Genomic DNA, 25,783 nt, shown 5'->3' on the forward strand with positions numbered 1-25,783 from the left:
AGTATAGTTTATTTCTATTTTGGAGATTGGATTTGAAAGAGAGGTGGTGAGATGCTTACGTGATAATGACAGCAAACGGTGAGGTTTTGATTAGTGTGATTTAAAGAAATGGTTTTTATGAATCAATTAGTGTACAATATTTTTTTGGTATATACTGAAAGAGACTAGTTTAGTACTCACTTAGCTAATCAATTGTAATCAAATAATATTGTAATCATTGTCATAAAATATGCTAAAATAATAAAGTTGGAAAGGAGAAAAAAATGGCTAATAGCGAATATATGTTTTTATTATTATCAATTATTGTCTATTATATGACAAAAATTTATATTTTTTCCTTTCTATCTGATATCACATTACCAGTTTGGAAACAACTAACGATTTTGGCTTTAGCCCTATTTTTCAATCAGTTCCCGTATTTGTCGCCATTGCTAATTGATCCTCTATTATTTTTAGTTGTTTTAAGGCAAGAAACCAAGCAATTATTTTCTTTGAAAGCTCTTTTTTTGGCTGTTGCACCTAGTGTTTTGGTGGATTTGCTATCTCGATTTATGGGTACAATCGTTATCCCCTATCTTTTTTTGTCGAGTGGTATTTATCTGGGTCATATTATCTTTGACTTGCTTGCTTATCTGCTGATTTTTCCAAGTTTTGCTATTATTAATTATATGATTGGAAAAGATTACAAGATGATATGCCAATCCGGATATTCGAAACGATCGCATAATTTCTATCAAACATTGCTGATTTTTGTTTTGGTTTATTATGTGGACATTTTTGTCATTTTAGGATTTACGGACCCCTTTTTACATTTTCATCATTCTCTTTTTGTTCCCACACCTTATAAGTTATTGTTTTTGATGTTTATACTTCTTTTAGTTTATCTTCTATCTTATTTTAATCATAGTTCTAAAGAATACCTTAAAAATGAGTTGAGAAGAGAACAACAAGCTTATATGACTAACTTAGAGATTTATGGGAAACATCTTGAGAAACTCTATCGAGATGTAAGAGCTTTTCAAAGTGATTACCTGAGCCGTATAGAGCGTTTAGGTCAAGCCATTAAGAGTGAATCCATTACTCAGATTCAAGATATTTATGCCCAAACGGTTCATGAAGCTAACGACTACTGGGATGATAAACACTATAATATCTCGAAGCTTAGGAAAATTAATATCTCATCGATTAAGAGCTTATTGTCAGCTAAAATTATCAGTGCGGAAAAATCAGGTATTGATTTGAATGTGGAAGTGCCAGATAATATAAAAGAGACTTACATTCCTGAGTTGGACTTACTATTGTTGATGTCTATTTTTTGTGATAACGCCATTGAGGCAGCTCTTGAAGCACAACAACCTCATATGTCAATTGCTTACTTTTTGTTAGGTGACTATCAGATGTTTGTTGTGACAAATACGACTAAAAAAAAGGTAGACATTAACAAGATCTTTGAAGAAGGCTATTCTTCAAAAGGTTCAGAACGTGGTATCGGCCTTTCTAATGCGCAGCGTATTCTCAAAAAGTATCCTTATTTATCCTTGCGGACTAAAAGTTTTGATAAGGAATTTAGCCAAACCTTGACCATGCCAAAGGAGGAGGTGGATAGATGATGGTTATATACAGTATGGCTTTATTCTATGCTACCATCTTTATTAACAGCTGGGTCATTTTTGCAAAGGTTTCTGCTATTAAACTAAGCTGGAAACGGGTTAGCATTATAGGCATTAGTTTTGTAATTGCTAATATGATATTTGACAAAGTCATTTTGATTGACCAACTGTTCTTTATTATTGTTAGTTTGTTAAGTGCTCCGAAAAAGAAATTATTTGAGCATATGTTTAATGGTTTCTTTACTATCTTGATTGTCGAATTACTGTTTCGCGTCATCGGATCTTTCTTTTTACCAGCTGTCTTAGGATTTAGCATTGGTCAAATTAATAATAACCTTAAGCTTTTAGAGTTATGTTATCTTTTTGTATTACCAATATTTTATCTGTTTAGCTACATTTTCAGTATTGACTTAAGCTTAATAAGGTTTATCAGTGAAGATAAGATGAAAAAGTGGGTATTTTGGATGAATACTGCCATGTTTTCTTACTACTTTTTCGCCCATTTTTTGGTAACTGTGCAAAGCGGATTTCTTGCACTATATTTCCAGTACCGGTCTATTTTAGTATTTATTTATTTAGCTATTTTTATTTGGGTTATTGTGAAATTAGATCGATTTGCTAAAGATCAGCTGTCACAAAAATTAACACAAGCACAAAATGAACGTATTGCGTATCTTGAAAATTACAATCAATCGATTGAGCAACTTTACCGAGAAATCAGAACAGTTAAACATGATTCTGAAAATATTTTAATTAGTCTAAAAGATAGTATCGATAGTGGTGATATAGATCTGATTACTAGAGTTTATGACACGGTTATTCAGCAATCGGCAACTTCTATGATGCGCACAAATTATGAAATATCTTCTTTAGACAATATCAAAGAGGCTGTGATTCGCAGTATCATGAATTCCAAATTGCTTGAAGCTCAGTATTTGGGTATTGAACTTTATATTGAGATTCCAGATGTTATCGATCATTTACCTATTAAGTTAATCGACTTAATTGTACTTTTTACTGGACTAGTGGACAATGCTATTGAGACAGCCAAAGGCAGTAGACGTCCTTTTTTATCTATTGCATACTTTAAACAAGATAACAAGCAATTATTTATTATTGAAAATAGCACAAAAACCAATCGTGTGGATATAGCCAAACGCTTTGATGCTCAGCAGCAGAACTCAGCCCACTTTTTGACTGTTTTAGATAGTTACCCCCAAATAACGCTTTCGACTAAAAGTGACCATTATCGATTAAGACAATTGTTAGAAATGAGATAAAGTATGATGAACATTTTTATTCTTGAGGATGATTTTATCCAGCAGACACGCATAGAATCTATCGTAGTAGGCATCTTAAAAGAGACTAGAATACCATGTAATCAGCTTGAAGTGTTCTCGACTCCTCAAAAATTATTTGAGAGTATCCAAGAAAGAGGAGACCATCAGCTGTATTTTTTAGATATTGAAATTGGTGAATATACTCGTTGTGGGCTTGAATTAGCTGCAGCTATTCGACAAAAAGATCCTAATGCCGTTATTGTGTTTGTCACCACTCATTCAGAATTTGCTCCTATTTCTTTTAAATATAAGGTATCCGCTCTAGATTTTATTGATAAAGCAGGTGGTCAAAAACAGTTTAAAGAACAAATCGAAGAATGTATCCGATATACTTACGATATGATGTCTAGTCGTGAGTCAAAGGACATGTTTTTATTTGAGACTCCACAGACAAGATTAAAATTGCCCTATAAGGATATTTTATACTTTGCTACAGCCACAACTCCTCACAAAGTTTGTTTATGGACTCAGACAGAAAGATTAGAGTTTTATGGTAATCTATCTGAGATTCAAGCAGTAGCACCGAAACTTTTTTTGTGCCATAGATCCTACCTTGTGAATCTAGATAAGGTTGTTCGAATTGATAAGAGTAAGCAGCTCCTTTATTTCGAAAATGGTGATTCTTGTATGGTATCACGATTAAAAATGAAATGTCTGTTTGAACGGTGGGAGGCTCTTCGCTAAAGTTAAGAGAGCAATAACATTTTAGGACGAAAAAGCAACATTTCAGGAAATGATGCTCTTATTGAAACATTTTTCGCTATAATAATTAGTGTAAATAAAGATTTACGAAGTCATGAGTTTATCGAGCAATCAATCCCCAATTCAATCAAAATATTGTTTTCTCTCTCTCCATAAACAAATAGTATTTTTGATATGATGGCTCGGCAGACAAAATGACGATGTCAGTTGTCTTTGTTTGGATATCACATTAGCTGATTGTAAAATCAGTATTAAAGCCCGGCTTGCCGGGTTTTTTGATAGGTAAATACAGGGATAAGTAGCTGACGTCTTGTGGATTCTGACTTTTTATGGTTGTTTTCTGAAGGTTATTCCTTTGTCGAAAGAAGAACTATACTACGAAAAGATGGAGTGACAAGAGGCAGTTGAAGCACAAAAACTAGAAATAGTACAGAAAGAGGCTTAATCTGAAAGGGTTAGGGCTTTTTAATTTTTTAGGGGATGTGGTATAATGGTAATAATTTAGATATTGGAGTTAAATTTTGAAGAAGACCTATCGTGTCAAGCGTGAGAAAGATTTCCAAGCCATATTTAAGGATGGAAAAAGTACAGCAAATCGAAAATTTGTCATTTATCATTTAAATAGAGGCCAAGACCACTTCCGTGTGGGTATTTCTGTCGGTAAAAAAATAGGAAATGCAGTCACCAGAAATGCAGTCAAACGAAAGATACGTCATGTTATCATGGCATTAGGGCATCAGCTGAAGTCAGAGGATTTCGTGGTGATTGCCCGTAAGGGTGTCGAGTCTTTGGAGTATCAAGAGCTTCAACAAAATTTACATCATGTTTTAAAGTTAGCACAATTGCTTGAGAAAGGTTTTGAGAGTGAAGAAAAACATTAAAATTGCAAGAATAGTCCCCTTAGTTCTATTATTAGTGGCCTGTGGTCGTGGTGAGGTAACGGCACAATCATCTAGTGGTTGGGACCAGTTGGTTTACTTATTTGCCAGAGCAATTCAATGGCTTTCCTTTGATGGTTCAATTGGTGTTGGCATTATTCTTTTTACCCTTACTATCCGTCTCATGCTCATGCCTTTGTTTAACATGCAAATCAAATCAAGCCAGAAGATGCAAGACATCCAACCTGAGCTTAGAGAATTGCAAAGGAAATACGCTGGTAAAGACACACAAACGCGGATGAAGTTGGCTGAAGAAAGTCAAGCCCTTTACAAAAAATATGGGGTTAACCCTTATGCTAGTCTCTTACCCCTCTTAATTCAGATGCCAGTTATGATTGCCTTATTCCAAGCCTTGACACGGGTATCTTTCTTAAAAACAGGGACTTTCTTGTGGGTGGAATTGGCACAACATGATCATTTGTACCTTTTACCAGTTTTGGCAGCTGTCTTCACTTTCTTGTCCACTTGGTTGACCAATCTAGCGGCTAAAGAAAAAAATGTCATGATGACTGTTATGATTTATGTGATGCCGCTAATGATCTTTTTCATGGGCTTTAACTTGGCTAGTGGAGTAGTGCTCTATTGGACGGTCTCCAATGCCTTTCAAGTGGTACAACTACTGTTATTAAACAATCCTTTTAAGATTATTGCGGAAAGACAACGTCTTGCCAATGAAGAAAAAGAACGCCGTCTTCGTGAACGTCGTGCTCGTAAAAAAGCAATGAAGAGAAAATAGGAGTTTAGGTTATGGTATTATTTACAGGAAAAACAGTCGAAGAAGCTATCGAAACAGGACTTCAAGAGTTAGGGTTATCACGCCTTAAAGCGCATATCAAAGTCATTTCAAAAGAGAAAAAAGGTTTCCTCGGGTTTGGTAAAAAGCCAGCCCAAGTTGATATCGAAGGTATCAGCGACAAGACGGTTTATAAGGCTGATAAAAAAGCCACTCGAGGTGTTCCAGAGGATATTAATCGTCAAAATACTCCCGCGGTCAATTCTGCTGATGTAGAACCTGAAGAAATAAAAGCCACTCAAAGGTTAGAAGCAGAAGATACCAAAGTGGTTCCTCTCATGTCTGAAGATAGTCCAGCGCAAACCCCTTCTAATCTTGCTGAGACAGTCACTGAAACAAAAGCACAACAACCGTCAATCCCAGTCGAAGAATCAGAAGTGCCCCAAGATGCTGGTAATGATGGTTTCAGCAAAGATATTGAAAAAGCTGCTCAGGAAGTGTCCGATTATGTGACTAAAATTATCTATGAAATGGATATCGAAGCTACCGTTGAAACCAGCAACAATCGTCGCCAAATCAATTTGCAGATTGAAACGCCAGAGGCGGGACGTGTGATTGGTTACCATGGTAAGGTCTTGAAATCCTTGCAGTTGTTAGCTCAAAATTTCTTGCACGACCGCTATTCAAAAAATTTTTCAGTATCCTTGAATGTCCATGATTATGTGGAACATCGAACAGAAACCTTGATTGACTTTACGCAAAAAGTTGCCAAACGCGTTTTGGAATCTGGTCAAGATTACACCATGGATCCCATGAGTAACAGTGAGCGTAAAATCGTTCATAAAACCGTTTCATCCATTGAAGGGGTTGATAGTTATTCTGAAGGCAATGACCCTAACCGCTATGTGGTAGTCAGTCTTCAACGTTAGATCCTAAAAAGAATCTTTGGTAGTTAGTTTAGCTATCGAAGATTTTTTGTATGGCCAGCTTAACCGTTTGTTTTACTGATCTCATTGATTATTGTTGCTATTGATAAGGTTTCAACGGTAAGGCAAAGGAACAGTGTCAAAGAAGAGACACTTTATGAAATGAGCGGCCTCTTAAATGAGAGAGAAACTGTTGAAAAACGAAAATAAATCTTGACAGTAGACCCTCTTTAAGATAGAATATTATAGTATGTTTAGTAACTGATATCACAAATAGCCGGCTAAACGAATACAAAATCTATGAGGAGGTATTCACTGTGAAACGTACTTATCAACCAAGTAAAATCCGTCGTCAACGTAAACACGGATTCCGTCACCGTATGTCAACTAAAAACGGACGTCGCGTGCTTGCTGCACGTCGTCGTAAAGGACGTAAAGTATTATCAGCTTAATTGCAAAAAATACAACTAAAGTAAACCAAGAGTGCTCGAGGCTCTTGGTTTTTTAACGTTTTCTAATCGGAAATTTGCAATGTATAAGTATGGTGTCAACTCCTTACCTTTTTATTTGTTGTATGAAAGAGCATTCCAAATAATAGAAAATAATATAAAAAATGAAAGTAGATTCTAAAAGTCTCATTGCTATTGAAAGCGCTTTATTTTTTGTTATAATAACTTTGTGAACGTTATTTTTATTAAAACTAAGAAACACAAGGAGTAGAAACTATGCCTGATAAACCAACCAAAGAAAAGCTCATGGAGCAGTTAAAGGGTGGGATTATCGTTTCTTGTCAGGCTTTGCCAGGTGAGCCTCTCTATTCAGAGACTGGGGGTATTATGCCACTGATGGCAAAAGCTGCTCAAGAAGCTGGTGCTGTCGGCATCAGAGCTAATTCGGTTAGAGACATTAAAGAAATTCAAGCCATAACAGACCTACCAATTATCGGTATCATCAAAAAAGATTACCCGCCGCAAGAGCCTTTTATTACGGCAACGATGACCGAAGTGGATCAATTAGCTGCCTTAAATATTGCAGTGATTGCTATGGATTGTACCAAGCGTGACCGACATGATGGCTTGGATATTGCTAGCTTTATTCGACAAGTTAAGGAAAAGTACCCCAATCAGCTTTTGATGGCAGATATTAGTACCTTTGATGAAGGACTAGTGGCCCATCAGGCTGGCATTGATTTTGTTGGAACCACCTTGTCAGGCTACACCCCGTATAGCCGTCAGGAAGCAGGTCCTGATGTGGCATTGATAGAAGCTCTTTGCAAAGCAGGCATTGCTGTCATTGCCGAAGGAAAGATTCATTCCCCAGAAGAAGCCAAGAAAATTAATGACTTAGGTGTGGCAGGTATTGTTGTTGGAGGGGCCATCACAAGGCCTAAGGAAATTGCAGAGCGTTTTATCGAAGCGCTCAAATCCTAATAGTGGTTGTCAAACTAGAAACACACATCAAAAAAAGGAGATTTTACGATGAACATGAAGAAGTTAGCTTCATTAGCGATGCTTGGTGCATCTGTTTTAGGACTAGCAGCTTGTGGCGGAAAGAGCCAGAAAGAGGCTGGTGCAAGTAAATCTGATACTGCTAAGACAGAAATCACATGGTGGGCTTTCCCGGTCTTCACGCAAGAAAAAGCTGAAGATGGTGTGGGAACCTATGAGAAGAAATTGATTGCTGCCTTTGAGAAAGCTAATCCAGAAATCAAGGTAAAATTGGAAACCATTGATTTTACATCTGGTCCTGAGAAAATCACAACTGCTATTGAAGCTGGAACAGCTCCTGATGTCCTCTTTGATGCTCCAGGTCGTATCATTCAATATGGTAAAAATGGGAAATTGGCTGACTTGAATGACTTGTTCACAGAAGAGTTTACCAAAGATGTTAACAATGACAAATTGATTCAAGCCTCAAAAGCAGGAGATACAGCTTACATGTATCCTATCAGCTCTGCTCCATTCTACATGGCGTTGAATAAAAAAATGCTCAAAGATGCTGGCGTCCTTGATCTTGTGAAAGAGGGTTGGACAACAGATGATTTTGAAAAAGTCTTGAAAGCATTGAAGGACAAAGGATATAACCCAGGTTCTTTCTTTGCTAATGGTCAAGGTGGTGACCAAGGACCACGTGCCTTCTTTGCTAACCTTTATAGTAGTCATATTACCGATGACAAAGTAACCAAATACACCACAGATGATGCTAACTCTATTAAAGCCATGACCAAGATTTCCAATTGGATTAAAGATGGTTTAATGATGAATGGCTCTCAGTACGATGGTTCAGCTGATATTCAAAACTTTGCGAATGGCCAAACTTCCTTTACCATTCTTTGGGCGCCTGCACAACCAGGCATCCAAGCTAAATTGTTAGAAGCTAGTAAAGTGGATTACCTTGAAATCCCATTCCCATCAGATGATGGCAAACCAGAACTAGAATACCTCGTAAATGGTTTTGCGGTCTTTAATAACAAAGATGAACAAAAAGTCGCTGCCTCTAAGACATTTATCCAATTTATCGCTGATGATAAAGAATGGGGACCTAAAAATGTTGTTCGTACAGGTGCTTTCCCTGTAAGAACTTCTTATGGGGATCTTTACAAAGACAAACGAATGGAAAAAATTGCTGAATGGACAAAATTCTACTCACCATACTATAACACGATTGATGGGTTTGCTGAAATGAGAACTCTTTGGTTCCCAATGGTTCAAGCCGTCTCTAATGGTGATGAAAAGCCAGAAGATGCTTTGAAAGCCTTCACTGAAAAAGCAAACAAGACAATCAAAAAAACACAATAAGTGTTCCTAACAAGTGGCTTCTTTTCAATGCACATGTCAAATGGTCACTGGAAAGAAGCTTTTCTTTTTAGAAAAGTTGAACAGAAAAAAGAGGTATTTCAAGTGAACGTCAATAAATTAAAAATGAGAGAGACGCTCATCTCATACGCTTTCTTAGCTCCGGTCTTGGTTTTCTTTGTGATTTTTGTCTTGATACCGATGATTATGGGCTTTGTGACGAGCTTTTTCAATTATTCCATGACAGAGTTTACCTTTGTTGGTTTTGCTAATTATGCTAGGATGTTTCAAGATCCCATTTTCATGAAGTCTCTTATTAACACCTTGATTATTGTTATTGGTTCGGTACCTGTTGTAGTTTTCTTTTCCCTCTTTGTGGCGGCTAAAACCTACGACAAAAATGTAGTGGCGCGTTCGTTTTACCGGGCAGTTTTCTTTCTGCCTGTTGTTACCGGAAGTGTTGCGGTGACGGTGGTTTGGAAATGGATCTATGATCCAATGTCAGGGATTTTGAATTATGTCTTAAAATATGCTCATGTGATTGAACAAAATATTAGTTGGCTGGGAGATAAGCACTGGGCTTTGTTGGCTATTATTGTTATTTTATTAACCACATCTGTTGGGCAGCCTATTATTCTATATATTGCTGCTATGGGAAATATTGATAACTCTTTGGTAGAAGCTGCGCGTGTGGACGGCGCCACAGAATTTCAGGTGTTTTGGAATATCAAGTGGCCAAGTCTGCTGCCAACAACCTTATATATTGCTGTCATAACAACCATTAATTCCTTCCAATGTTTTGCTTTGATTCAACTTTTGACGTCTGGAGGGCCAAATTATTCAACCAGTACCCTCATGTACTATTTGTATGAAAAGGCCTTTAAGCTCTCTGAATACGGCTATGCCAACACAATGGGTGTATTCTTGGCAGTCATGATTGCAATCATCAGCTTTGCTCAATTTAAAATTTTAGGTAATGATGTGGAATATTAGGAGGATATTAAGATGACGAAAAAGAAACTAACCGCATCAGATATCTTAACCACTGTGATGCTATGTGTTTTGACCATTTTGTTTATTTTTCCATTTTATTGGATTATGACAGGAGCATTTAAGGCTCAAGCCGATACCATTATGATTCCACCGCAATGGTGGCCAAAGGCGCCTACTATTGAAAATTTTAAGGCCTTGGTAGTGCAAAATCCAGCCTTAAAATGGTTGTGGAATAGTGTCTTTATTTCGGTGGCGACCATGTTCTTGGTTTGTGGAACCTCCTCGTTGGCTGGCTATGCTTTGGCCAAAAAGCGGTTTTATGGACAGCGGCTTTTGTTTTCGATTTTTATTGCTGCTATGGCCTTGCCAAAACAGGTTGTTCTAGTGCCTCTTGTGCGGATTGTTAATTTTATGGGAATCCATGACACTTTGGCGGCTGTTATTTTGCCTCTTGTGGGCTGGCCATTTGGTGTTTTCCTTATGAAACAGTTCTCAGAAAATATTCCAACCGAGTTATTGGAATCCGCCAAGATTGATGGATGTGGCGAAATTCGTACCTTTTTCAATGTGGCTTTCCCTATTGTCAAACCAGGCTTTGCAGCGCTAGCGATTTTTACCTTTATCAATACTTGGAATGATTATTTTATGCAGTTAGTGATGTTAACCTCTCGAGAAAATTTAACGATTTCACTTGGGGTTGCCACTATGCAAGCTGAAATGGCTACTAATTATGGCTTGATTATGGCAGGGGCTGCCATGGCTGCAGTGCCTATTGTAACAGTCTTTCTTGTCTTCCAAAAATCATTTACCCAAGGCATTACTATGGGTGCTGTGAAAGGTTAGACTAAATAAAGCGTGTCGCTAAGCTTAATCTATAGGTTGCTTATTAATTTAGGTGCATACATAGATAAATCAGATGGGAAGCAAGTCATGTGTTAAACGTTTAAGAGGAGAGTTAGCTTTTGTTTGTAAGCGTATTTCTAGAAAGGAAGTTGTGATTTGACATCGAAAAAACAGGGACTTTTACACTCTCTCTTCAAGCTTGATAGTAAATGGATGAGGGCTAGCGCAGCACTGTTTGATTTGCTCGTGTTTAATCTCTTATTTGTCTTGTCCTGCCTTCCCCTTCTAACGATTGGGGTTGCTAAAATGGCTTTGTATGCGAGTTTGTTGGATTGGCGAGAAGGTCAAGTTAGTCAGCTTGTTACTACTTATAGCTCTCATTTTAAATATTACTTTAAAAGTGGGCTACGCCTTGGCCTTATTGAGCTTGGGATAATGACTATTTGTCTCTTAGATCTTTTCTTAATTCGAAACCAATCAGGCCTAGTTTTTCAAGGGTTTAAAGTACTTTGCGTTGCTGTTTTATTTTTGGTGGTTATACTCTTTTTGTACGCTTATCCTCAGGCCGTCAAAAGAGACCTTTCCCTATCTACGCTGTTTAAGCGAAGCTTTTTATTAGCAGGACTCTTTTTTCCATGGAGTTTTGCTTTCTTGGCTTTTATTTGTCTCACGATATTTAGCCTACAATTGTCTCTGTTAACGTTATTTGGAGGCGTGTCTTTGCTAGCTATCATCGGCATCAGTAGTCTAACTTATCTCTACTTGATTATCATGGAATCTCTTCTTAGGCGATTCCCACTTAATAATGACATTGAATAAAGGACATTACTATGACAGATCTTACGAAATACCAAGGCATTATTCCTGCCTTTTACGCTTGTTACGATGACCAGGGGAATATCAGCCCTGAGCGTGTGCGTGCCTTGACCCAGTACTATATTGACAAAGGGGTTCAGGGGCTTTACATTAATGGCTCTTCTGGAGAGTGTATTTACCAGAGCGTTTTTGACCGTCAATTGGTGTTAGAAAATGTCATGGCAGTCGCTAAGGGCAAGCTGACGATTATTAATCACGTTGCCTGCAACAACACTAAAGATAGTATTGAATTGGCAGCTCATTCAGAACGTTTGGGCGTGGATGCCATTGCAGCTATTCCGCCTATTTATTTCCGGTTACCAGAATATGCGGTTGCTGATTATTGGAATGCTATTTCTTCGGCTGCTCCTCACACAGATTTTATCATCTATAATATTCCTCAACTGGCAGGGGTTGCCTTGACGCCAAGCCTTTATAAGACTATGTTGGCTAATAAGCGCGTGATTGGCGTTAAAAATTCATCTATGCCAGTGCAGGATATTCAAACCTTCTGTGCGATTGGTGGGGACGATCATATTGTTTTTAATGGCCCAGATGAACAATTTCTAGGAGGGCGCTTGATGGGTGCTGCTGCAGGCATTGGTGGTACCTACGGGGCTATGCCAGAATTATTTTTAAGGCTGAACCAACTTATTGCTGACAAGGATTTAGAAAAGGCCAAGGCCCTTCAATATACTATTAATGAGATTATCGGTGTCCTTGTTTCTGCTCACGGCAATATGTATGGGGTTATTAAAGAAGTACTTCGTATTAATGAGGGTCTTGATATTGGTTCTGTTCGATCACCTTTAGCTGAGTTGGTCGAGGAAGATAGGGTTATTTGCCAACGGGCTGCTGCTCTGATTAATCAGGCTAAGGAAACCTTTTGATAAGATGCGAGGGGATAACAAATGAAGCATTATTTAGCAATTGATATTGGTGGTACTGCTATCAAGTATGGCTTGATTTCTGAAACAGGAGACCTGTTGGAAAAAGAGGAAATGGCCACTGAGGCTTATAAAGGTGGTCCCTCTATTTTGGAAAAGGTCAAGGGCTTGGTAAAGACCTATCAAGACCAAATGGATCTGGCTGGAGTGGCCATTTCTTCTGCAGGAATGGTTAATCCTGATGAGGGAGAAATCTTTTATGCCGGCCCTCAGATTCCTAACTATGCTGGAACTCAGTTTAAAAAAGAGATTGAAGAGACTTTCGGGTTACCGTGTGAAGTGGAAAACGATGTTAACTGTGCTGGTCTGGCCGAAGCTATTTCTGGTAGTGCCAAGGATTATCCTGTGGCTCTTTGCTTGACAATTGGGACGGGAATCGGTGGCTGTTTATTGTTTAATTCCCAAGTTTTTCATGGTAGTAGTCATTCAGCTTGCGAAGTTGGTTACCTTCATTTGTCAGATGGTCAGTTTCAGGATCTGGCATCTACCACAGCTCTTGTTCAAGAGGTGGTCTTAGCTTATGGCGATGACATTAGCCAATGGGATGGTCGTCGTATTTTTGAGCAGGCTAAAGCGGGTGATGCGATTTGTATAGCAGCCATTAGTAAGCAGGTGGATTACTTAGGACAAGGTATTGCTAATATCTGCTACGTTGTTAACCCAAATGTGGTGGTGCTTGGTGGCGGTATCATGGCGCAAAAAGACTATTTAGCTGATAAATTAAAGACAGCTCTTGATAGCTACTTGGTTTCTAGTCTTGCCAAGAAAACTCAGCTGAAGTTTGCTAGTCATGGAAATAATGCTGGTATATTAGGAGCTTACTACCATTTTAAACAAAAGAATGAGCGATCTTGTTCATTTATAACTCTTGAGAAAATCGAAAATAATTTAGCGAGTAGCTAATCTTAGTGGCTGTGAGTCTATATGACGTGAAGAGTTCTTGTTTAAGTATACTGGGGGAGGTGAATGACGACCCTTTAAAAAGAAAACAACGCCCTTTTTGCTATTGTAGTCTAAAGGTCGTTATTTTCTTTGTCAATAATAGTGTTTTTGAAGATTTTTTCTTTGTGCGGTTTGTCAATCGCTAAAACGTAAGCATAAATAATGTCCATCATAATAAGAAGAGGAAATTGTGGTGACACACGATTCCCATAATGTAGTTGGTGAGTTGATGATACGGGAATAATATCTAAGGAGTCGTCAAATTCGGTTTGATTATCTGTTGTTAAGAGGACAGTTTTGGCTCCTCGCTGACTAGCTTGATGAAGTGCTGTGATGACAGAGTTTGTTTTGCCAGATAAAGAAAAACCAAAAACAAGGCAATTTTCATTGACGAGGCTATTTGCCCAAGTAAAACCATCAGTGTCTGAATAAGCATCACAGATTAAACCAAGTCGCATAAAGCGTAGCTTCATTTCTCTTGCTACTAGTCCAGAAGATCCTTTGCCAAAGAAATAGACTCGCTCAGAAGAATCGATCAGCTTGGCTAAGTTCAGTAATTTTTCCTCATTAACGAGCTCATAGGTTTTATTAATAAGAGCGTCGTAGTCCATCAGCACGCGCTTTGTCAATTCTAAGTGAATAGATTGGAAAGTCTCTTGTGATTCTTGAAGACTGTGAAGGTAATCAAAGGCAAAAGCACGATAACCAGTAAAACCACATTTTTTTGCAAATCGAGTCAAGGCGGCTTGAGAGATGTGTAGTCGCTTAACTATCTCGGATGCGGTCAACTCTTGAGGTGTCAGATCGGTTGTAATAAAAAAATGAGCAATCCCTTTTTCTAAACTGGTCATATGTTCCAATGATGCTTCGATTTTGGTAATTAGGCGGTGGTTTTTAGGCATAGCAAAGCACACTCCTTACAGTTTAACTACCTACTAGTATAGCATAGATCGCTAACAGAAGGTAGCGACCCTTTTTGTGATACAGATTTGTTCAACCCACTTTATTTGAGTAGGTTGTAGTATTTTTGAGGGCTTATGTAGGAGCCGACTATTAAAGGTCATTTGTCAAAAAAGTAGAAAATAGACAAGTGTCAGCTAGCAAAGGGTTTTACGATCAACCTAAACGGCAGAAGTTCTCACCAAGTTTTCTGATGTGGTTAAGATCTTTATGTTATAATAACATCATGACAAATAAAGTAGAAAAACTAACTATTTTTGATACCCATACGCACCTGAATGTAGCAGAATTTCAAGGACACGAAACTGAAGAATTGACTTTGGCTCAAGAAATGGGCGTGGCCTACCATAATGTGGTTGGCTTTGACCAGGCCACTATTAGTGGGGCACTAACTCTAGCCAATAAATATGCCAATATTTATGCAACTATTGGGTGGCATCCAACAGAAGCAGGTTCTTATTCAGAGGCTGTTGAGGAGGCTATCGTCTCTCAATTATCACATTCCAAAGTGATTGCCTTAGGTGAAATTGGCTTAGACTATTATTGGATGGAGGACCCCAAAGAGGTGCAAATAGAGGTTTTTAAGCGCCAAATGCAATTAGCAAAAGACCATGATTTGCCTTTTGTGGTGCACACCCGCGATGCCTTGGAAGATACCTATGAGGTCATCAAAGCAGCTGGTGTTGGCCCTCGTGGAGGCATCATGCATTCTTACTCAGGGTCATTAGAGATGGCTGAACGTTTCATTGAACTTGGCATGATGATTTCCTTTTCAGGTGTGGTCACTTTCAAAAAGGCTCTTGATATTCAAGAGGCAGCGCAGCACTTGCCTTTGGATAAGATTTTGGTGGAAACAGATGCCCCTTATCTTACACCAGTTCCAAAACGTGGCAAACAAAATCATACAGCTTATACCCGCTATGTGGTTGATAAAATCGCAGAGCTACGGGGGATGACTGTGGAAGAAGTTGCAAAAGCAACGACTGCTAATGCAAAGAGGGTATTCAAGCTTGACTGAAAAAATTAATATTCAAGAGGTTCTTGTTGTAGAAGGCAAGGACGACACGGCTAACCTACGCCGTTTTTACGAGGTGGATACCTATGAGACTAGAGGCTCTGCTATCACTGAAGAAGATTTAGAACGAATCAATCGCCTAAACGATTTGCGTGGTGTTATCGTTTTAACAGACCCAGATTATAATGGTGAGCGCATTCGTAAGCTCATTATGGCTGCTGTGCCAACAGCTCGTCATGCCTTTTTAAACCGAAACGAGGCGGTTCCGAGTTCTAAGAGTAAGGGTCGTTCCTTAGGGGTTGAACATGCCAATTTTGAGGATCTCCAAAAGGCACTTGCTCATGTCACTCAGCAATATGATGATGAGTCTTATTTTGACATTCGTCAAACAGACCTGATTCGTCTAGGGCTTTTAATGGCGTCAGATAGCCGTAAACGCAGGGAATACTTGGGTGAAAAGCTCCGCATCGGTTATGCCAACGGCAAACAACTGCTCAAGCGCCTCGAATTATTTGGCATTACCCTAGCAGAAGTGGAAGAAGTGATGGAGACATATGAGGAGTAAAGAGTACAATAAAATATAACAGCCCCATTAACTGAATGGCGTGTCCTGGCAAAAAAGTTTAGGCTAGTGGTTCAAATGCCAAAAAGAAAGTGATCATAAAAAGAAGAGAATATATGAGAATTGCAGATTATAGCGTGACCAAGGCTGTCCTTGATCGTCACGGATTTACCTTTAAGAAATCTTTTGGTCAGAACTTTTTGACCGATACCAATATTTTACAGAAAATCGTTGACACGGCTGAGATTGATCAGAATGTCAATGTTATCGAGATTGGTCCTGGAATTGGGGCTTTGACGGAATTTTTGGCAGAAAATGCTGCTGAAGTGATGGCTTTTGAGATTGATGACCGCTTGGTGCCGATTTTGGCAGATACCTTGCGCGATTTTGATAATGTGCAAGTGGTCAATCAAGATATTTTAAAAGCTGATTTGCAGACCCAAATCAAGCAGTTTAAAAATCCTGATTTGCCCATTAAGGTGGTGGCTAATCTACCTTACTACATCACAACGCCTATTCTCATGCACTTGATTGAGAGCAAAATTCCATTCCAAGAGTTTGTGGTCATGATGCAGCGTGAAGTGGCAGATCGTATTTCTGCGGAGCCAAACACTAAAGCTTATGGTTCCTTGTCCATTGCGGTGCAGTATTACATGACTGCCAAGGTTGCCTTCATTGTGCCGCGCACCGTCTTTGTACCTGCACCAAATGTCGATAGTGCTATCCTCAAAATGGTGCGTCGCGACCAGCCTTTGATTGAGGTTAAGGACGAAGATTTCTTTTTCAGAGTGTCTCGTCTCAGTTTTGTCCATCGTCGCAAGACCCTGTGGAATAACTTGACTAGCCATTTTGGGAAGTCTGAAGACATCAAGGCTAAACTTGAAAAAGGTCTGGCACTAGCAGATATCAAGCCTTCTATTCGTGGTGAGGCCTTGTCGATTCAAGATTTTGGCAAATTAGCTGATGCTTTAAAAGAAGTTGGATTATAAAAGCTTTCCCCCGGTGACAATAAAAAAATTCCCTTGTAGACAAAACAGAGATGTTCAGTTCAGGGGGATTTTTCTTATTGAAGCTGGCCGTTAAGGCATCGCAGTGCAGAGCTAGTTTTTTTAATACCCCGGAAAAAAAGGGCAATTAACAAGAGCGTGACTATAGCGGTACGGTTAGACTCTTTTTCGTAAATAGCAAAGGTCTTCTTAAAATTCATATCGTTTCCTACCTCAAAAAATCATCAGTGATCTGATTTTTAGTTGATAAAATATTCTATTTTTAAAAAGCAGTGACCTAAATGATAGCCAGTGGTCTAGAGAATCTTGACAGTTTTTAAAGCGAGTGAAACTTAGACTCAAATGCTGATTTGGGAGCGGTTTTCTGATATAATAGAGTTATTATAGTAGGGCAAAGGAGCACAGTTGCAAGGTAAAATCATTAAATCTCTGGCTGGTTTTTATTACGTGGAGTCAGAAGGACAGGTATATCAGACGCGAGCGCGTGGTAATTTTAGGAAGCGCGGTGAGACACCTTATGTTGGAGATATCGTGGATTTCTCAGCAGAGGACAACTCTGAAGGTTATATTTTAGCGATTCATCCTCGTAAAAACAGTTTGGTAAGACCTCCTATCGTCAATATTGATCAAGCAGTGGTTATTATGTCTGCTAAAGAACCAGAATTTAACAGCAATCTTCTAGACCGCTTTCTCATCTTGCTTGAACACAAAGCCATTCATCCAGTGGTTTATATCTCTAAGATGGACTTATTAGATAGTCCCGAGGAGATTAAGGCTATTGGTCGACAGTATCAGGCAATCGGTTACGATTTTGTGACCAGTCTTGAGGAATTGCTGCCTTTGCTAGCTGATAAAATTACCGTCTTTATGGGACAAACAGGTGTTGGGAAATCAACCCTTCTCAACCGAATCGCCCCCGAATTGGCTCTTGAAATAGGAGAAATCTCAGATAGTCTAGGGCGTGGTCGTCACACCACCCGAGCTGTGAGTTTTTACAATACCCATGGCGGAAAAATCGCGGATACGCCAGGTTTTTCATCATTAGACTATGATATTGCTAATGCTGAAGATTTGAACGAGGCTTTTCCAGAGCTGCGCCGGCTGAGCCATGAGTGTAAGTTTAGATCCTGTACCCATACCCACGAACCCAAGTGTGCTGTCAAGGCAGCGCTTGAAACGGGAGAGTTGTGGCCAGTTCGTTATGAGCATTACCTGCAATTTCTCAGTGAAATTGAAAACCGTCGTGAAACATATAAAAAAGTTATCAAAAGAAAGTAGGTCTACTCCATGTCAACTCTAAAAATTGCCCCATCTATTCTAGCAGCTGATTATGCTAATTTTGCTTCTGAGCTAGCTCGTATTGAAGAAACAGATGCCGAATACGTTCACATTGATATTATGGATGGTCAATTTGTTCCTAACATCAGTTTTGGTGCAGATGTTGTGGCAAGTATGAGAAAGCACAGTAAATTGGTCTTTGATTGCCATCTAATGGTGGTTGATCCTGAACGCTATGTTGAGGCTTTTGCACAAGCTGGTGCTGATATCATGACCATTCACACAGAAAGTACTCGTCATATTCATGGAGCCCTTCAAAAAATCAAGGCAGCTGGCATGAAAGCAGGGGTAGTGATTAATCCAGGAACTCCTGCAACAGCCCTAGAACCTTTGCTAGACTTAGTTGACCAAGTCCTCATTATGACAGTCAACCCAGGTTTTGGGGGTCAGGCCTTTATCCCAGAATGTTTAGAAAAAGTGGCTACCGTAGCCAAATGGCGAGATGAAAAAGGATTGTCCTTTGACATTGAGGTTGATGGCGGAGTAGACAATAAGACCATTCGTGCTTGTTATGAAGCAGGGGCCAATGTCTTTGTGGCAGGTTCTTACCTTTTCAAGGCCAGTGACCTAGTGAGCCAAGTCCAAACCTTAAGGACGGCCTTGAATGTCTAAAGTTGCTCTTTTTGCGGGAGGAGATCTCTCTTATATCAGCCGTGATTTTGATTATTTTGTCGGTATTGATAGAGGGAGCCTATTTTTATTAGAAAATGGGCTTCCTTTGAATATGGCTGTTGGTGATTTTGATTCGGTTTCCCAAAAAGCGTTTACGGATATAAAAGAGAAGGCAGAGCTTTTTATTACTGCTCATCCAGAAAAAAATGATACGGATACGGAATTAGCCCTTAAAGAGGTCTTTGCTCGTTTTCCTGAGGCGGAAGTGACCATTTTTGGGGCTTTTGGGGGTCGAATGGACCACCTCTTATCCAATATTTTCTTGCCTAGCGACCCTGGTATTGCTCCCTTTATGGCACAAATCGCCTTGCGTGACCAACAAAATATGATTACCTACCGCCCGGCAGGTCAGCACCTTATCCATCAAGAAGAAGGGATGACCTATGTGGCATTTATGGCAGAAGGAGAAGCTGACTTGACCATTACTGGTGCTAAATTTGAGTTGACGCAAGATAATTTTTTCAAAAAGAAAATCTATTCCAGTAATGCCTTTATCCATCAACCTATTACAGTTAGTTTGCCAAGTGGCTACTTGATTATTATTCAAAGTAAAGATTGGAGTTAGTATGGACCTTATCTTGTTCCTTTTGGTCTTGGTTCTCTTAGGTTTAGGGGCTTATCTGTTGTTCAAAGTCAACGGCCTTCAACATCAGCTTGCCCAAACCCTAGAAGGCAACGCGGATAATTTGTCTGACCAAATGACCTACCAGTTGGATACAGCTAACAAGCAACAATTGTTAGAGCTAACACAGCTGATGAACCGACAACAAGCAGGCCTTTACCAACAATTAACAGATATTCGTGACGTCTTGCACCGTAGTTTGTCTGATAGTAGGGACCGGTCTGACAAACGCTTAGAAAAAATTAACCAGCAGGTCAACCAATCGCTCAAAAATATGCAAGAATCTAACGAAAAACGTTTGGAGAAAATGCGCCAGATCGTTGAAGAAAAATTGGAAGAAACCTTAAAAAATCGTCTGCACGCCTCTTTCGATTCTGTATCCAAGCAACTAGAAAGTGTCAATAAAGGCTTGGGAGAAATGCGTAGCGTGGCTCAAGATGTGGGTACTTTAAATAAGGTTTTGTCCAATACCAAAACACGAGGCATTTTAGGCGAACTTCAACTAGGCCAAATCATTGAGGATATCATGACATCAAGCCAGTACGAAAGAGAATTTGTAACGGTTAGTGGTTCTAGTGAACGCGTAGAATATGCGATTAAGCTCCCAGGAAATGGTCAAGGCGGTTATATTTACCTACCGATTGACTCAAAATTCCCTCTTGAAGATTATTACCGATTAGAAGATGCTTACGAAGTTGGTGATAAACTGGCCATCGAGGCTAGCCGAAAAGCACTTCTGGCAGCTATCAAACGCTTTGCCAAAGACATTCATAAAAAGTACTTGAACCCCCCAGAGACGACCAATTTCGGAGTTATGTTCTTACCAACAGAAGGTCTTTATTCAGAAGTGGTCAGAAATGCGTCTTTCTTTGATAGCCTTCGTCGGGAAGAAAATATTGTGGTTGCAGGCCCTTCGACCCTGTCTGCTTTGCTGAATTCCTTATCTGTTGGTTTCAAGACCCTTAATATCCAAAAAAATGCTGATGACATCAGTAAAATTTTAGGCAATGTCAAGTTAGAATTCGATAAATTTGGCGGCCTGCTTGCCAAGGCTCAAAAACAAATGAATACAGCTAATAATACGCTGGATCAGCTCATTTCAACAAGGACAAATGCCATTGTTCGAGCCTTGAATACCGTTGAAACTTATCAAGACCAAGCAACAAAATCTCTCTTGAACATGCCCTTATTAGAAGAGGAAAATAATGAAAATTAATCAAATGAAAAAAGACCAGCTTTTTGAAGGGTTCTACCTCATTAAGTCGGCAGAGGTTCGTAAGACAAGAGCTGGTAAAGATTTTATTAGCCTTACCTTTCAGGATGACACTGGCGAGATTTCAGGAAATCTGTGGGATGCCCAACCTTATAACGTTGAAGAATTTACTGCTGGTAAAGTCGTGTTTATGAAAGGGCGACGCGAGGTGTATAATGGTACCCCTCAGGTTAATCAAATCACCTTGCGAAATGTTCGCCCAGGTGAGCCCAATGATCCAAAGGACTTCAAAGAAAAGGCACCTGTCAGTGTGACAGAAGTACGTGACTATTTGGAACAGATGCTCTTTAAAATTGAAAATGCAACGTGGCAACGAATTGTAAGGGCTCTTTATCGTAAGTATGATAAAGAATTTTATACTTATCCTGCAGCTAAAACAAACCACCATGCTTTTGAGTCAGGCCTCGCCTACCATACTGCTACGATGGTCAGACTAGCAGATAGCATTGGAGATATCTACCCTGACTTAAATAAGAGTCTACTGTTTGCAGGTATTATGTTACATGACTTAGCTAAAGTCATAGAATTAACAGGACCAGATAATACAGAATACACCGTTCGTGGTAACTTGATTGGGCATATTTCTCTCATTAACGAAGAAATTACAAAAGTAATTTCAGAACTACAAATCGATGATACCAAAGAAGAAGTCATTGTCCTTAGGCACGTGATTTTAAGCCATCACGGGCAATTAGAATACGGTAGTCCGGTACGTCCACGCATCATGGAAGCTGAAATTATTCATATGATTGACAATATTGATGCTAATATGATGATGATGACAACAGCTCTTAGCCGTGTTAGCGAGGGCGAGATGACCAATCGGATTTTTGCCATGGATAATCGGTCTTTTTACAAGCCAAACTATTGATCAGTGTTTCTCGAGTAATAGTTCCTTTGCTTTTGTGATGATTTTTGATGTGCTTAACACTTATGATGGTTTCATAAGTGTTTTTGGCTCTTGTTATGGTTATTAAGTAGAATGTCCTTTCAGTAGGAATGTTGATTAGTTTATCTTAGATTGAATTCTTGCATGATATTAATAAGAACAAAAAAACCAATATTTTCCTAATCGAATGTTCGTTTTTTATTAACTTTATGGTATAATAGCAAAAAGTACATAAAAATGGGGAAACTATGAAATTAAGACGAAGTGAACGTATGGTTGTCATTTCAAATTATTTGATTAACAATCCGTATAAATTAACTAGTTTAAACACCTTTGCAACTAAATATGAGGCCGCAAAATCTTCTATCTCAGAAGATATCGCTATTATCAAGAAAGCTTTTGAAGAAGCTAACATTGGTGATATCGATACACTTACAGGAGCAAGTGGAGGCGTAATTTTTACCCCCAGTATTTCAGAAACAGAAGCGCGTACCATTGTTGAAGACCTGTGTCAAAGGTTATCAGAGAGTGATCGCATCTTACCTGGAGGCTATATCTATTTGTCAGACTTGCTGAGTACACCTAAAATTTTACAAAATATTGGTCGTATTATTGCCAATGCCTTTAAAGGAGAAAAGATTGACGCTGTGATGACAGTTGCAACCAAAGGAGTTCCTTTAGCAAATGCAGTGGCTAATATTTTAAGTGTTCCTTTTGTCATTGTTAGACGTGATTTAAAAATAACAGAAGGATCGACAGTGTCTGTCAATTATGCGAGTGCTTCTAGTGATCGTATTGAAAAGATGTTTCTGTCAAAGCGTAGTTTGAAACCCAATAGTCGTGTATTGATTGTAGATGATTTCTTGAAGGGCGGGGGGACGATTACAGGAATGATCAGTCTCTTGACAGAATTTGACAGCACTTTAGTTGGTGTTGCTGTGTTTGCAGAAAACGCTCAATCAGAGCGTGAGCAAATGACCTTCAAATCATTGCTGAAAGTTTCAGAGATTGATGTCAAAAACAACAATGTTGTTGTAGAAGTTGGTAATATTTTCGATAAATGGAAAAAGGAGAGAGAATGGACTTAGAACAAACGAAGCCAAACCAAGTTAAGCAGAAAATTGCTTTAACCTCAACAATTGCTTTATTGAGTGCCAGTGTAGGCGTATCTCACCAAGTCAAAGCAGATGATAGAGCCTCAGGAGAAACGAAGGCGAGTAATACTCACGACGATAGTTTACCAAAACCAGAAACAATTCAAGAGGCAAAGGCAACTATTGATGCAGTTGAAAAAACTCTCAGTCAACAAAAAGCAGAACTGACAGAGCTTGCTACCGCTCTGACAAAAACTACTGCTGAAATCAACCACTTAAAAGAGCAGCAAGATAATGAACAAAAAGCTTTAACCTCTGCACAAGAAATTTACACTAATACTCTTGCAAGTAGTGAGGAGACGCTATTAGCCCAAGGAGCCGAACATCAAAGAGAGTTAACAGCTACTGAAACAGAGCTTCATAATGCTCAAGCAGATCAACATTCAAAAGAGACTGCATTGTCAGAACAAAAAGCTAGCATTTCAGCAGAAACTACTCGAGCTCAAGATTTAGTGGAACAAGTCAAAACGTCTGAACAAAATATTGCTAAGCTCAATGCTATGATTAGCAATCCTGATGCTATCACTAAAGCAGCTCAAACGGCTAATGATAATACAAAAGCATTAAGCTCAGAATTGGAGAAGGCTAAAGCTGACTTAGAAAATCAAAAAGCTAAAGTTAAAAAGCAATTGACTGAAGAGTTGGCAGCTCAGAAAGCTGCTCTAGCAGAAAAAGAGGCAGAACTTAGTCGTCTTAAATCCTCAGCTCCGTCTACTCAAGATAGCATTGTGGGTAATAATACCATGAAAGCACCGCAAGGCTATCCTCTTGAAGAACTTAAAAAATTAGAAGCTAGTGGTTATATTGGATCAGCTAGTTACAATAATTATTACAAAGAGCATGCAGATCAAATTATTGCCAAAGCTAGTCCAGGTAATCAATTAAATCAATACCAAGATATTCCAGCAGATCGTAATCGCTTTGTTGATCCCGATAATTTGACACCAGAAGTGCAAAATGAGCTAGCGCAGTTTGCAGCTCACATGATTAATAGTGTAAGAAGACAATTAGGTCTACCACCAGTTACTGTTACAGCAGGATCACAAGAATTTGCAAGATTACTTAGTACCAGCTATAAGAAAACTCATGGTAATACAAGACCATCATTTGTCTACGGACAGCCAGGGGTATCAGGGCATTATGGTGTTGGGCCTCATGATAAAACTATTATTGAAGACTCTGCCGGAGCGTCAGGGCTCATTCGAAATGATGATAACATGTACGAGAATATCGGTGCTTTTAACGATGTGCATACTGTGAATGGTATTAAACGTGGTATTTATGACAGTATCAAGTATATGCTCTTTACAGATCATTTACACGGAAATACATACGGCCATGCTATTAACTTTTTACGTGTAGATAAACATAACCCTAATGCGCCTGTTTACCTTGGATTTTCAACCAGCAATGTAGGATCTTTGAATGAACACTTTGTAATGTTTCCAGAGTCTAACATTGCTAACCATCAACGCTTTAATAAGACCCCTATAAAAGCCGTTGGAAGTACAAAAGATTATGCCCAAAGAGTAGGCACTGTATCTGATACTATTGCAGCGATCAAAGGAAAAGTAAGCTCATTAGAAAATCGTTTGTCGGCTATTCATCAAGAAGCTGATATTATGGCAGCCCAAGCTAAAGTAAGTCAACTTCAAGGTAAATTAGCAAGCACACTTAAGCAGTCAGACAGCTTAAATCTCCAAGTGAGACAATTAAATGATACTAAAGGTTCTTTGAGAACAGAATTACTAGCAGCTAAAGCAAAACAAGCACAACTCGAAGCTACTCGTGATCAATCATTAGCTAAGCTAGCATCGTTGAAAGCCGCACTGCACCAGACAGAAGCCTTAGCAGAGCAAGCCGCAGCCAGAGTGACAGCACTGGTGGCTAAAAAAGCTCATTTGCAATATCTAAGGGACTTTAAATTGAATCCTAACCGCCTTCAAGTGATACGTGAGCGCATTGATAATACTAAGCAAGATTTGGCTAAAACTACCTCATCTTTGTTAAATGCACAAGAAGCTTTAGCAGCCTTACAAGCTAAACAAAGCAGTCTAGAAGCTACTATTGCTACCACAGAACACCAGTTGACTTTGCTTAAAACCTTAGCTAACGAAAAGGAATATCGCCACTTAGACGAAGATATAGCTACTGTGCCTGATTTGCAAGTAGCTCCACCTCTTACGGGCGTAAAACCGCTATCATATAGTAAGATAGATACTACTCCGCTTGTTCAAGAAATGGTTAAAGAAACGAAACAACTATTAGAAGCTTCAGCAAGATTAGCTGCTGAAAATACAAGTCTTGTAGCAGAAGCGCTTGTTGGCCAAACCTCTGAAATGGTAGCAAGTAATGCCATTGTGTCTAAAATCACATCTTCGATTACTCAGCCCTCATCTAAGACATCTTATGGCTCAGGATCTTCTACAACGAGCAATCTCATTTCTGATGTTGATGAAAGTACTCAAAGAGCTCTTAAAGCAGGAGTCGTCATGTTGGCAGCTGTCGGCCTCACAGGATTTAGGTTCCGTAAGGAATCTAAGTGATGCATTCGTCATAAGCAATTGCATCAAAGGAAAAATTCTATTTGACATGAAGTGCCGTCTGTGTTATTATATTAGACGGTACTTTTTACTTTTGGTCTCTCAAAAGTGTACAGAGACGTGC

Annotated in this window: 25 protein-coding genes; 24 read left to right on the top strand and 1 reads right to left on the bottom strand. The window is 39.0% G+C overall.

The features are described from left to right. Positions 1-263: 263 nt before the first annotated feature. From B6D67_RS01210 to B6D67_RS01275, 14 genes are all read left to right on the top strand, one after another. Positions 264-1,610 (top strand): sensor histidine kinase, encoded by a 1,347-nt coding sequence (locus B6D67_RS01210; protein WP_011285380.1) that lies wholly within the window; start codon positions 264-266, stop codon positions 1,608-1,610. Then, positions 1,607-2,890, top strand: coding sequence for a sensor histidine kinase (locus tag B6D67_RS01215; protein WP_010921869.1), 1,284 nt, complete (start codon positions 1,607-1,609; stop codon positions 2,888-2,890). The genes B6D67_RS01210 and B6D67_RS01215 overlap by 4 nt, the downstream gene beginning before the upstream one ends. 3 nt (positions 2,891-2,893) lie before the next feature. After that, entirely contained in the window at positions 2,894-3,634 is a 741-nt protein-coding gene (locus B6D67_RS01220) for a response regulator transcription factor (protein ID WP_002986100.1), read from the top strand. Between the two features lie 539 nt (positions 3,635-4,173). Next, the gene (rnpA, locus tag B6D67_RS01225; RefSeq protein ID WP_002992035.1) at positions 4,174-4,533 is read left to right on the top strand and encodes a ribonuclease P protein component; all 360 of its coding nucleotides are present in this window, start codon (positions 4,174-4,176) and stop codon (positions 4,531-4,533) included. Further along, positions 4,499-5,326, top strand: coding sequence for a YidC/Oxa1 family membrane protein insertase (locus B6D67_RS01230; protein WP_010921871.1), 828 nt, complete (start codon positions 4,499-4,501; stop codon positions 5,324-5,326). The genes rnpA and B6D67_RS01230 overlap by 35 nt, the downstream gene beginning before the upstream one ends. Before the next feature lie 11 nt (positions 5,327-5,337). Continuing rightward, a complete protein-coding gene (gene jag / locus B6D67_RS01235) occupies positions 5,338-6,252 on the top strand; it encodes an RNA-binding cell elongation regulator Jag/EloR (RefSeq protein ID WP_010921872.1) in 915 nt (304 codons plus the stop codon). A gap of 314 nt (positions 6,253-6,566) precedes the next feature. Beyond that, positions 6,567-6,701, top strand: coding sequence for a 50S ribosomal protein L34 (gene rpmH, locus B6D67_RS01240; RefSeq protein WP_002885866.1), 135 nt, complete (start codon positions 6,567-6,569; stop codon positions 6,699-6,701). A gap of 273 nt (positions 6,702-6,974) precedes the next feature. Then, on the top strand, positions 6,975-7,679 hold the full coding sequence (locus tag B6D67_RS01245; protein WP_010921873.1) for an N-acetylmannosamine-6-phosphate 2-epimerase: 705 nt from the start codon (positions 6,975-6,977) through the stop codon (positions 7,677-7,679). Between the two features lie 48 nt (positions 7,680-7,727). After that, positions 7,728-9,047, top strand: coding sequence for an ABC transporter substrate-binding protein (locus B6D67_RS01250; protein WP_010921874.1), 1,320 nt, complete (start codon positions 7,728-7,730; stop codon positions 9,045-9,047). A 102-nt stretch (positions 9,048-9,149) separates the two neighbouring features. Beyond that, positions 9,150-10,037, top strand: a complete 888-nt coding sequence (locus tag B6D67_RS01255; RefSeq protein ID WP_003052879.1) for a carbohydrate ABC transporter permease — start codon at positions 9,150-9,152, stop codon at positions 10,035-10,037. Positions 10,038-10,049: 12 nt separating this feature from the next. Next, positions 10,050-10,880: a carbohydrate ABC transporter permease gene (locus tag B6D67_RS01260; RefSeq protein WP_009880516.1), complete on the top strand. Its 831-nt coding sequence runs from the start codon at positions 10,050-10,052 to the stop codon at positions 10,878-10,880. 156 nt (positions 10,881-11,036) lie between these two features. Then, on the top strand, positions 11,037-11,699 hold the full coding sequence (locus B6D67_RS01265; protein ID WP_010921876.1) for a DUF624 domain-containing protein: 663 nt from the start codon (positions 11,037-11,039) through the stop codon (positions 11,697-11,699). An 11-nt stretch (positions 11,700-11,710) separates the two neighbouring features. After that, a complete protein-coding gene (locus tag B6D67_RS01270) occupies positions 11,711-12,625 on the top strand; it encodes a dihydrodipicolinate synthase family protein (protein ID WP_010921877.1) in 915 nt (304 codons plus the stop codon). 21 nt (positions 12,626-12,646) lie between these two features. Continuing rightward, on the top strand, positions 12,647-13,585 hold the full coding sequence (locus tag B6D67_RS01275; protein WP_010921878.1) for an ROK family protein: 939 nt from the start codon (positions 12,647-12,649) through the stop codon (positions 13,583-13,585). 110 nt (positions 13,586-13,695) lie between these two features. Here B6D67_RS01275 and B6D67_RS01280 read toward each other — a convergent pair whose 3' ends face one another. Continuing rightward, complete coding sequence (locus B6D67_RS01280; protein WP_010921879.1) at positions 13,696-14,526, bottom strand: MurR/RpiR family transcriptional regulator; 831 nt, start codon at positions 14,524-14,526, stop codon at positions 13,696-13,698. 284 nt (positions 14,527-14,810) lie between these two features. Here B6D67_RS01280 and B6D67_RS01285 point away from each other — a divergent pair, with 284 nt between their 5' ends. The 10 genes from B6D67_RS01285 to B6D67_RS01330 all read left to right on the top strand — a co-directional run bounded on the left by B6D67_RS01285 (position 14,811) and on the right by B6D67_RS01330 (position 25,662). Continuing rightward, positions 14,811-15,602, top strand: a complete 792-nt coding sequence (locus tag B6D67_RS01285; protein ID WP_015055911.1) for a TatD family hydrolase — start codon at positions 14,811-14,813, stop codon at positions 15,600-15,602. Beyond that, on the top strand, positions 15,574-16,164 hold the full coding sequence (gene rnmV, locus B6D67_RS01290; RefSeq protein ID WP_011285382.1) for a ribonuclease M5: 591 nt from the start codon (positions 15,574-15,576) through the stop codon (positions 16,162-16,164). Before B6D67_RS01285 ends, rnmV begins: the two co-directional genes overlap by 29 nt. Positions 16,165-16,277: 113 nt before the next feature. After that, a complete protein-coding gene (rsmA, locus tag B6D67_RS01295) occupies positions 16,278-17,150 on the top strand; it encodes a 16S rRNA (adenine(1518)-N(6)/adenine(1519)-N(6))-dimethyltransferase RsmA (protein ID WP_002991156.1) in 873 nt (290 codons plus the stop codon). A gap of 423 nt (positions 17,151-17,573) precedes the next feature. Next, a complete protein-coding gene (gene rsgA / locus B6D67_RS01300) occupies positions 17,574-18,446 on the top strand; it encodes a ribosome small subunit-dependent GTPase A (protein WP_010921881.1) in 873 nt (290 codons plus the stop codon). 9 nt (positions 18,447-18,455) lie between these two features. Beyond that, positions 18,456-19,118 (top strand): ribulose-phosphate 3-epimerase, encoded by a 663-nt coding sequence (gene rpe / locus B6D67_RS01305; RefSeq protein ID WP_002992061.1) that lies wholly within the window; start codon positions 18,456-18,458, stop codon positions 19,116-19,118. After that, on the top strand, positions 19,111-19,743 hold the full coding sequence (locus B6D67_RS01310) for a thiamine diphosphokinase (RefSeq protein WP_010921882.1): 633 nt from the start codon (positions 19,111-19,113) through the stop codon (positions 19,741-19,743). The genes rpe and B6D67_RS01310 overlap by 8 nt, the downstream gene beginning before the upstream one ends. Before the next feature lies 1 nt (position 19,744). Continuing rightward, complete coding sequence (locus B6D67_RS01315) at positions 19,745-21,016, top strand: DNA recombination protein RmuC (protein ID WP_010921883.1); 1,272 nt, start codon at positions 19,745-19,747, stop codon at positions 21,014-21,016. After that, positions 21,006-21,944, top strand: a complete 939-nt coding sequence (locus tag B6D67_RS01320; protein ID WP_002986055.1) for a 3'-5' exoribonuclease YhaM family protein — start codon at positions 21,006-21,008, stop codon at positions 21,942-21,944. Before B6D67_RS01315 ends, B6D67_RS01320 begins: the two co-directional genes overlap by 11 nt. 266 nt (positions 21,945-22,210) lie before the next feature. Next, positions 22,211-23,050, top strand: a complete 840-nt coding sequence (gene purR / locus B6D67_RS01325; protein WP_002992072.1) for a pur operon repressor — start codon at positions 22,211-22,213, stop codon at positions 23,048-23,050. Then, positions 23,041-25,662, top strand: a complete 2,622-nt coding sequence (locus B6D67_RS01330; protein WP_010921884.1) for an SEC10/PgrA surface exclusion domain-containing protein — start codon at positions 23,041-23,043, stop codon at positions 25,660-25,662. Before purR ends, B6D67_RS01330 begins: the two co-directional genes overlap by 10 nt. The last annotated feature ends 121 nt before the right edge of the window (positions 25,663-25,783 follow it).

It is taken from the genome of Streptococcus pyogenes (assembly GCF_002055535.1).
GTDB classification, from domain to species: Bacteria; Bacillota; Bacilli; order Lactobacillales; family Streptococcaceae; genus Streptococcus; species Streptococcus pyogenes.

What these genes read in the sequence shown, in the direction of transcription:
- B6D67_RS01210 (WP_011285380.1), top strand. Translation starts at nt 264, where the DNA reads ATGGCTAATAGCGAATATATGTTTTTATTATTATCAATTATTGTCTAT.
- B6D67_RS01215 (WP_010921869.1), top strand. Translation starts at nt 1,607, where the DNA reads ATGATGGTTATATACAGTATGGCTTTATTCTATGCTACCATCTTTATT.
- B6D67_RS01220 (WP_002986100.1), top strand. Translation starts at nt 2,894, where the DNA reads ATGATGAACATTTTTATTCTTGAGGATGATTTTATCCAGCAGACACGC.
- jag (WP_010921872.1), top strand. Translation starts at nt 5,338, where the DNA reads ATGGTATTATTTACAGGAAAAACAGTCGAAGAAGCTATCGAAACAGGA.
- B6D67_RS01245 (WP_010921873.1), top strand. Translation starts at nt 6,975, where the DNA reads ATGCCTGATAAACCAACCAAAGAAAAGCTCATGGAGCAGTTAAAGGGT.
- B6D67_RS01250 (WP_010921874.1), top strand. Translation starts at nt 7,728, where the DNA reads ATGAACATGAAGAAGTTAGCTTCATTAGCGATGCTTGGTGCATCTGTT.
- B6D67_RS01260 (WP_009880516.1), top strand. Translation starts at nt 10,050, where the DNA reads ATGACGAAAAAGAAACTAACCGCATCAGATATCTTAACCACTGTGATG.
- B6D67_RS01270 (WP_010921877.1), top strand. Translation starts at nt 11,711, where the DNA reads ATGACAGATCTTACGAAATACCAAGGCATTATTCCTGCCTTTTACGCT.
- B6D67_RS01275 (WP_010921878.1), top strand. Translation starts at nt 12,647, where the DNA reads ATGAAGCATTATTTAGCAATTGATATTGGTGGTACTGCTATCAAGTAT.
- B6D67_RS01280 (WP_010921879.1), bottom strand. Translation starts at nt 14,526, where the DNA reads ATGCCTAAAAACCACCGCCTAATTACCAAAATCGAAGCATCATTGGAA.
- B6D67_RS01285 (WP_015055911.1), top strand. Translation starts at nt 14,811, where the DNA reads ATGACAAATAAAGTAGAAAAACTAACTATTTTTGATACCCATACGCAC.
- rnmV (WP_011285382.1), top strand. Translation starts at nt 15,574, where the DNA reads ATGCAAAGAGGGTATTCAAGCTTGACTGAAAAAATTAATATTCAAGAG.
- rsmA (WP_002991156.1), top strand. Translation starts at nt 16,278, where the DNA reads ATGAGAATTGCAGATTATAGCGTGACCAAGGCTGTCCTTGATCGTCAC.
- rpe (WP_002992061.1), top strand. Translation starts at nt 18,456, where the DNA reads ATGTCAACTCTAAAAATTGCCCCATCTATTCTAGCAGCTGATTATGCT.
- B6D67_RS01310 (WP_010921882.1), top strand. Translation starts at nt 19,111, where the DNA reads ATGTCTAAAGTTGCTCTTTTTGCGGGAGGAGATCTCTCTTATATCAGC.
- B6D67_RS01315 (WP_010921883.1), top strand. Translation starts at nt 19,745, where the DNA reads ATGGACCTTATCTTGTTCCTTTTGGTCTTGGTTCTCTTAGGTTTAGGG.
- B6D67_RS01320 (WP_002986055.1), top strand. Translation starts at nt 21,006, where the DNA reads ATGAAAATTAATCAAATGAAAAAAGACCAGCTTTTTGAAGGGTTCTAC.
- purR (WP_002992072.1), top strand. Translation starts at nt 22,211, where the DNA reads ATGAAATTAAGACGAAGTGAACGTATGGTTGTCATTTCAAATTATTTG.
- B6D67_RS01330 (WP_010921884.1), top strand. Translation starts at nt 23,041, where the DNA reads ATGGACTTAGAACAAACGAAGCCAAACCAAGTTAAGCAGAAAATTGCT.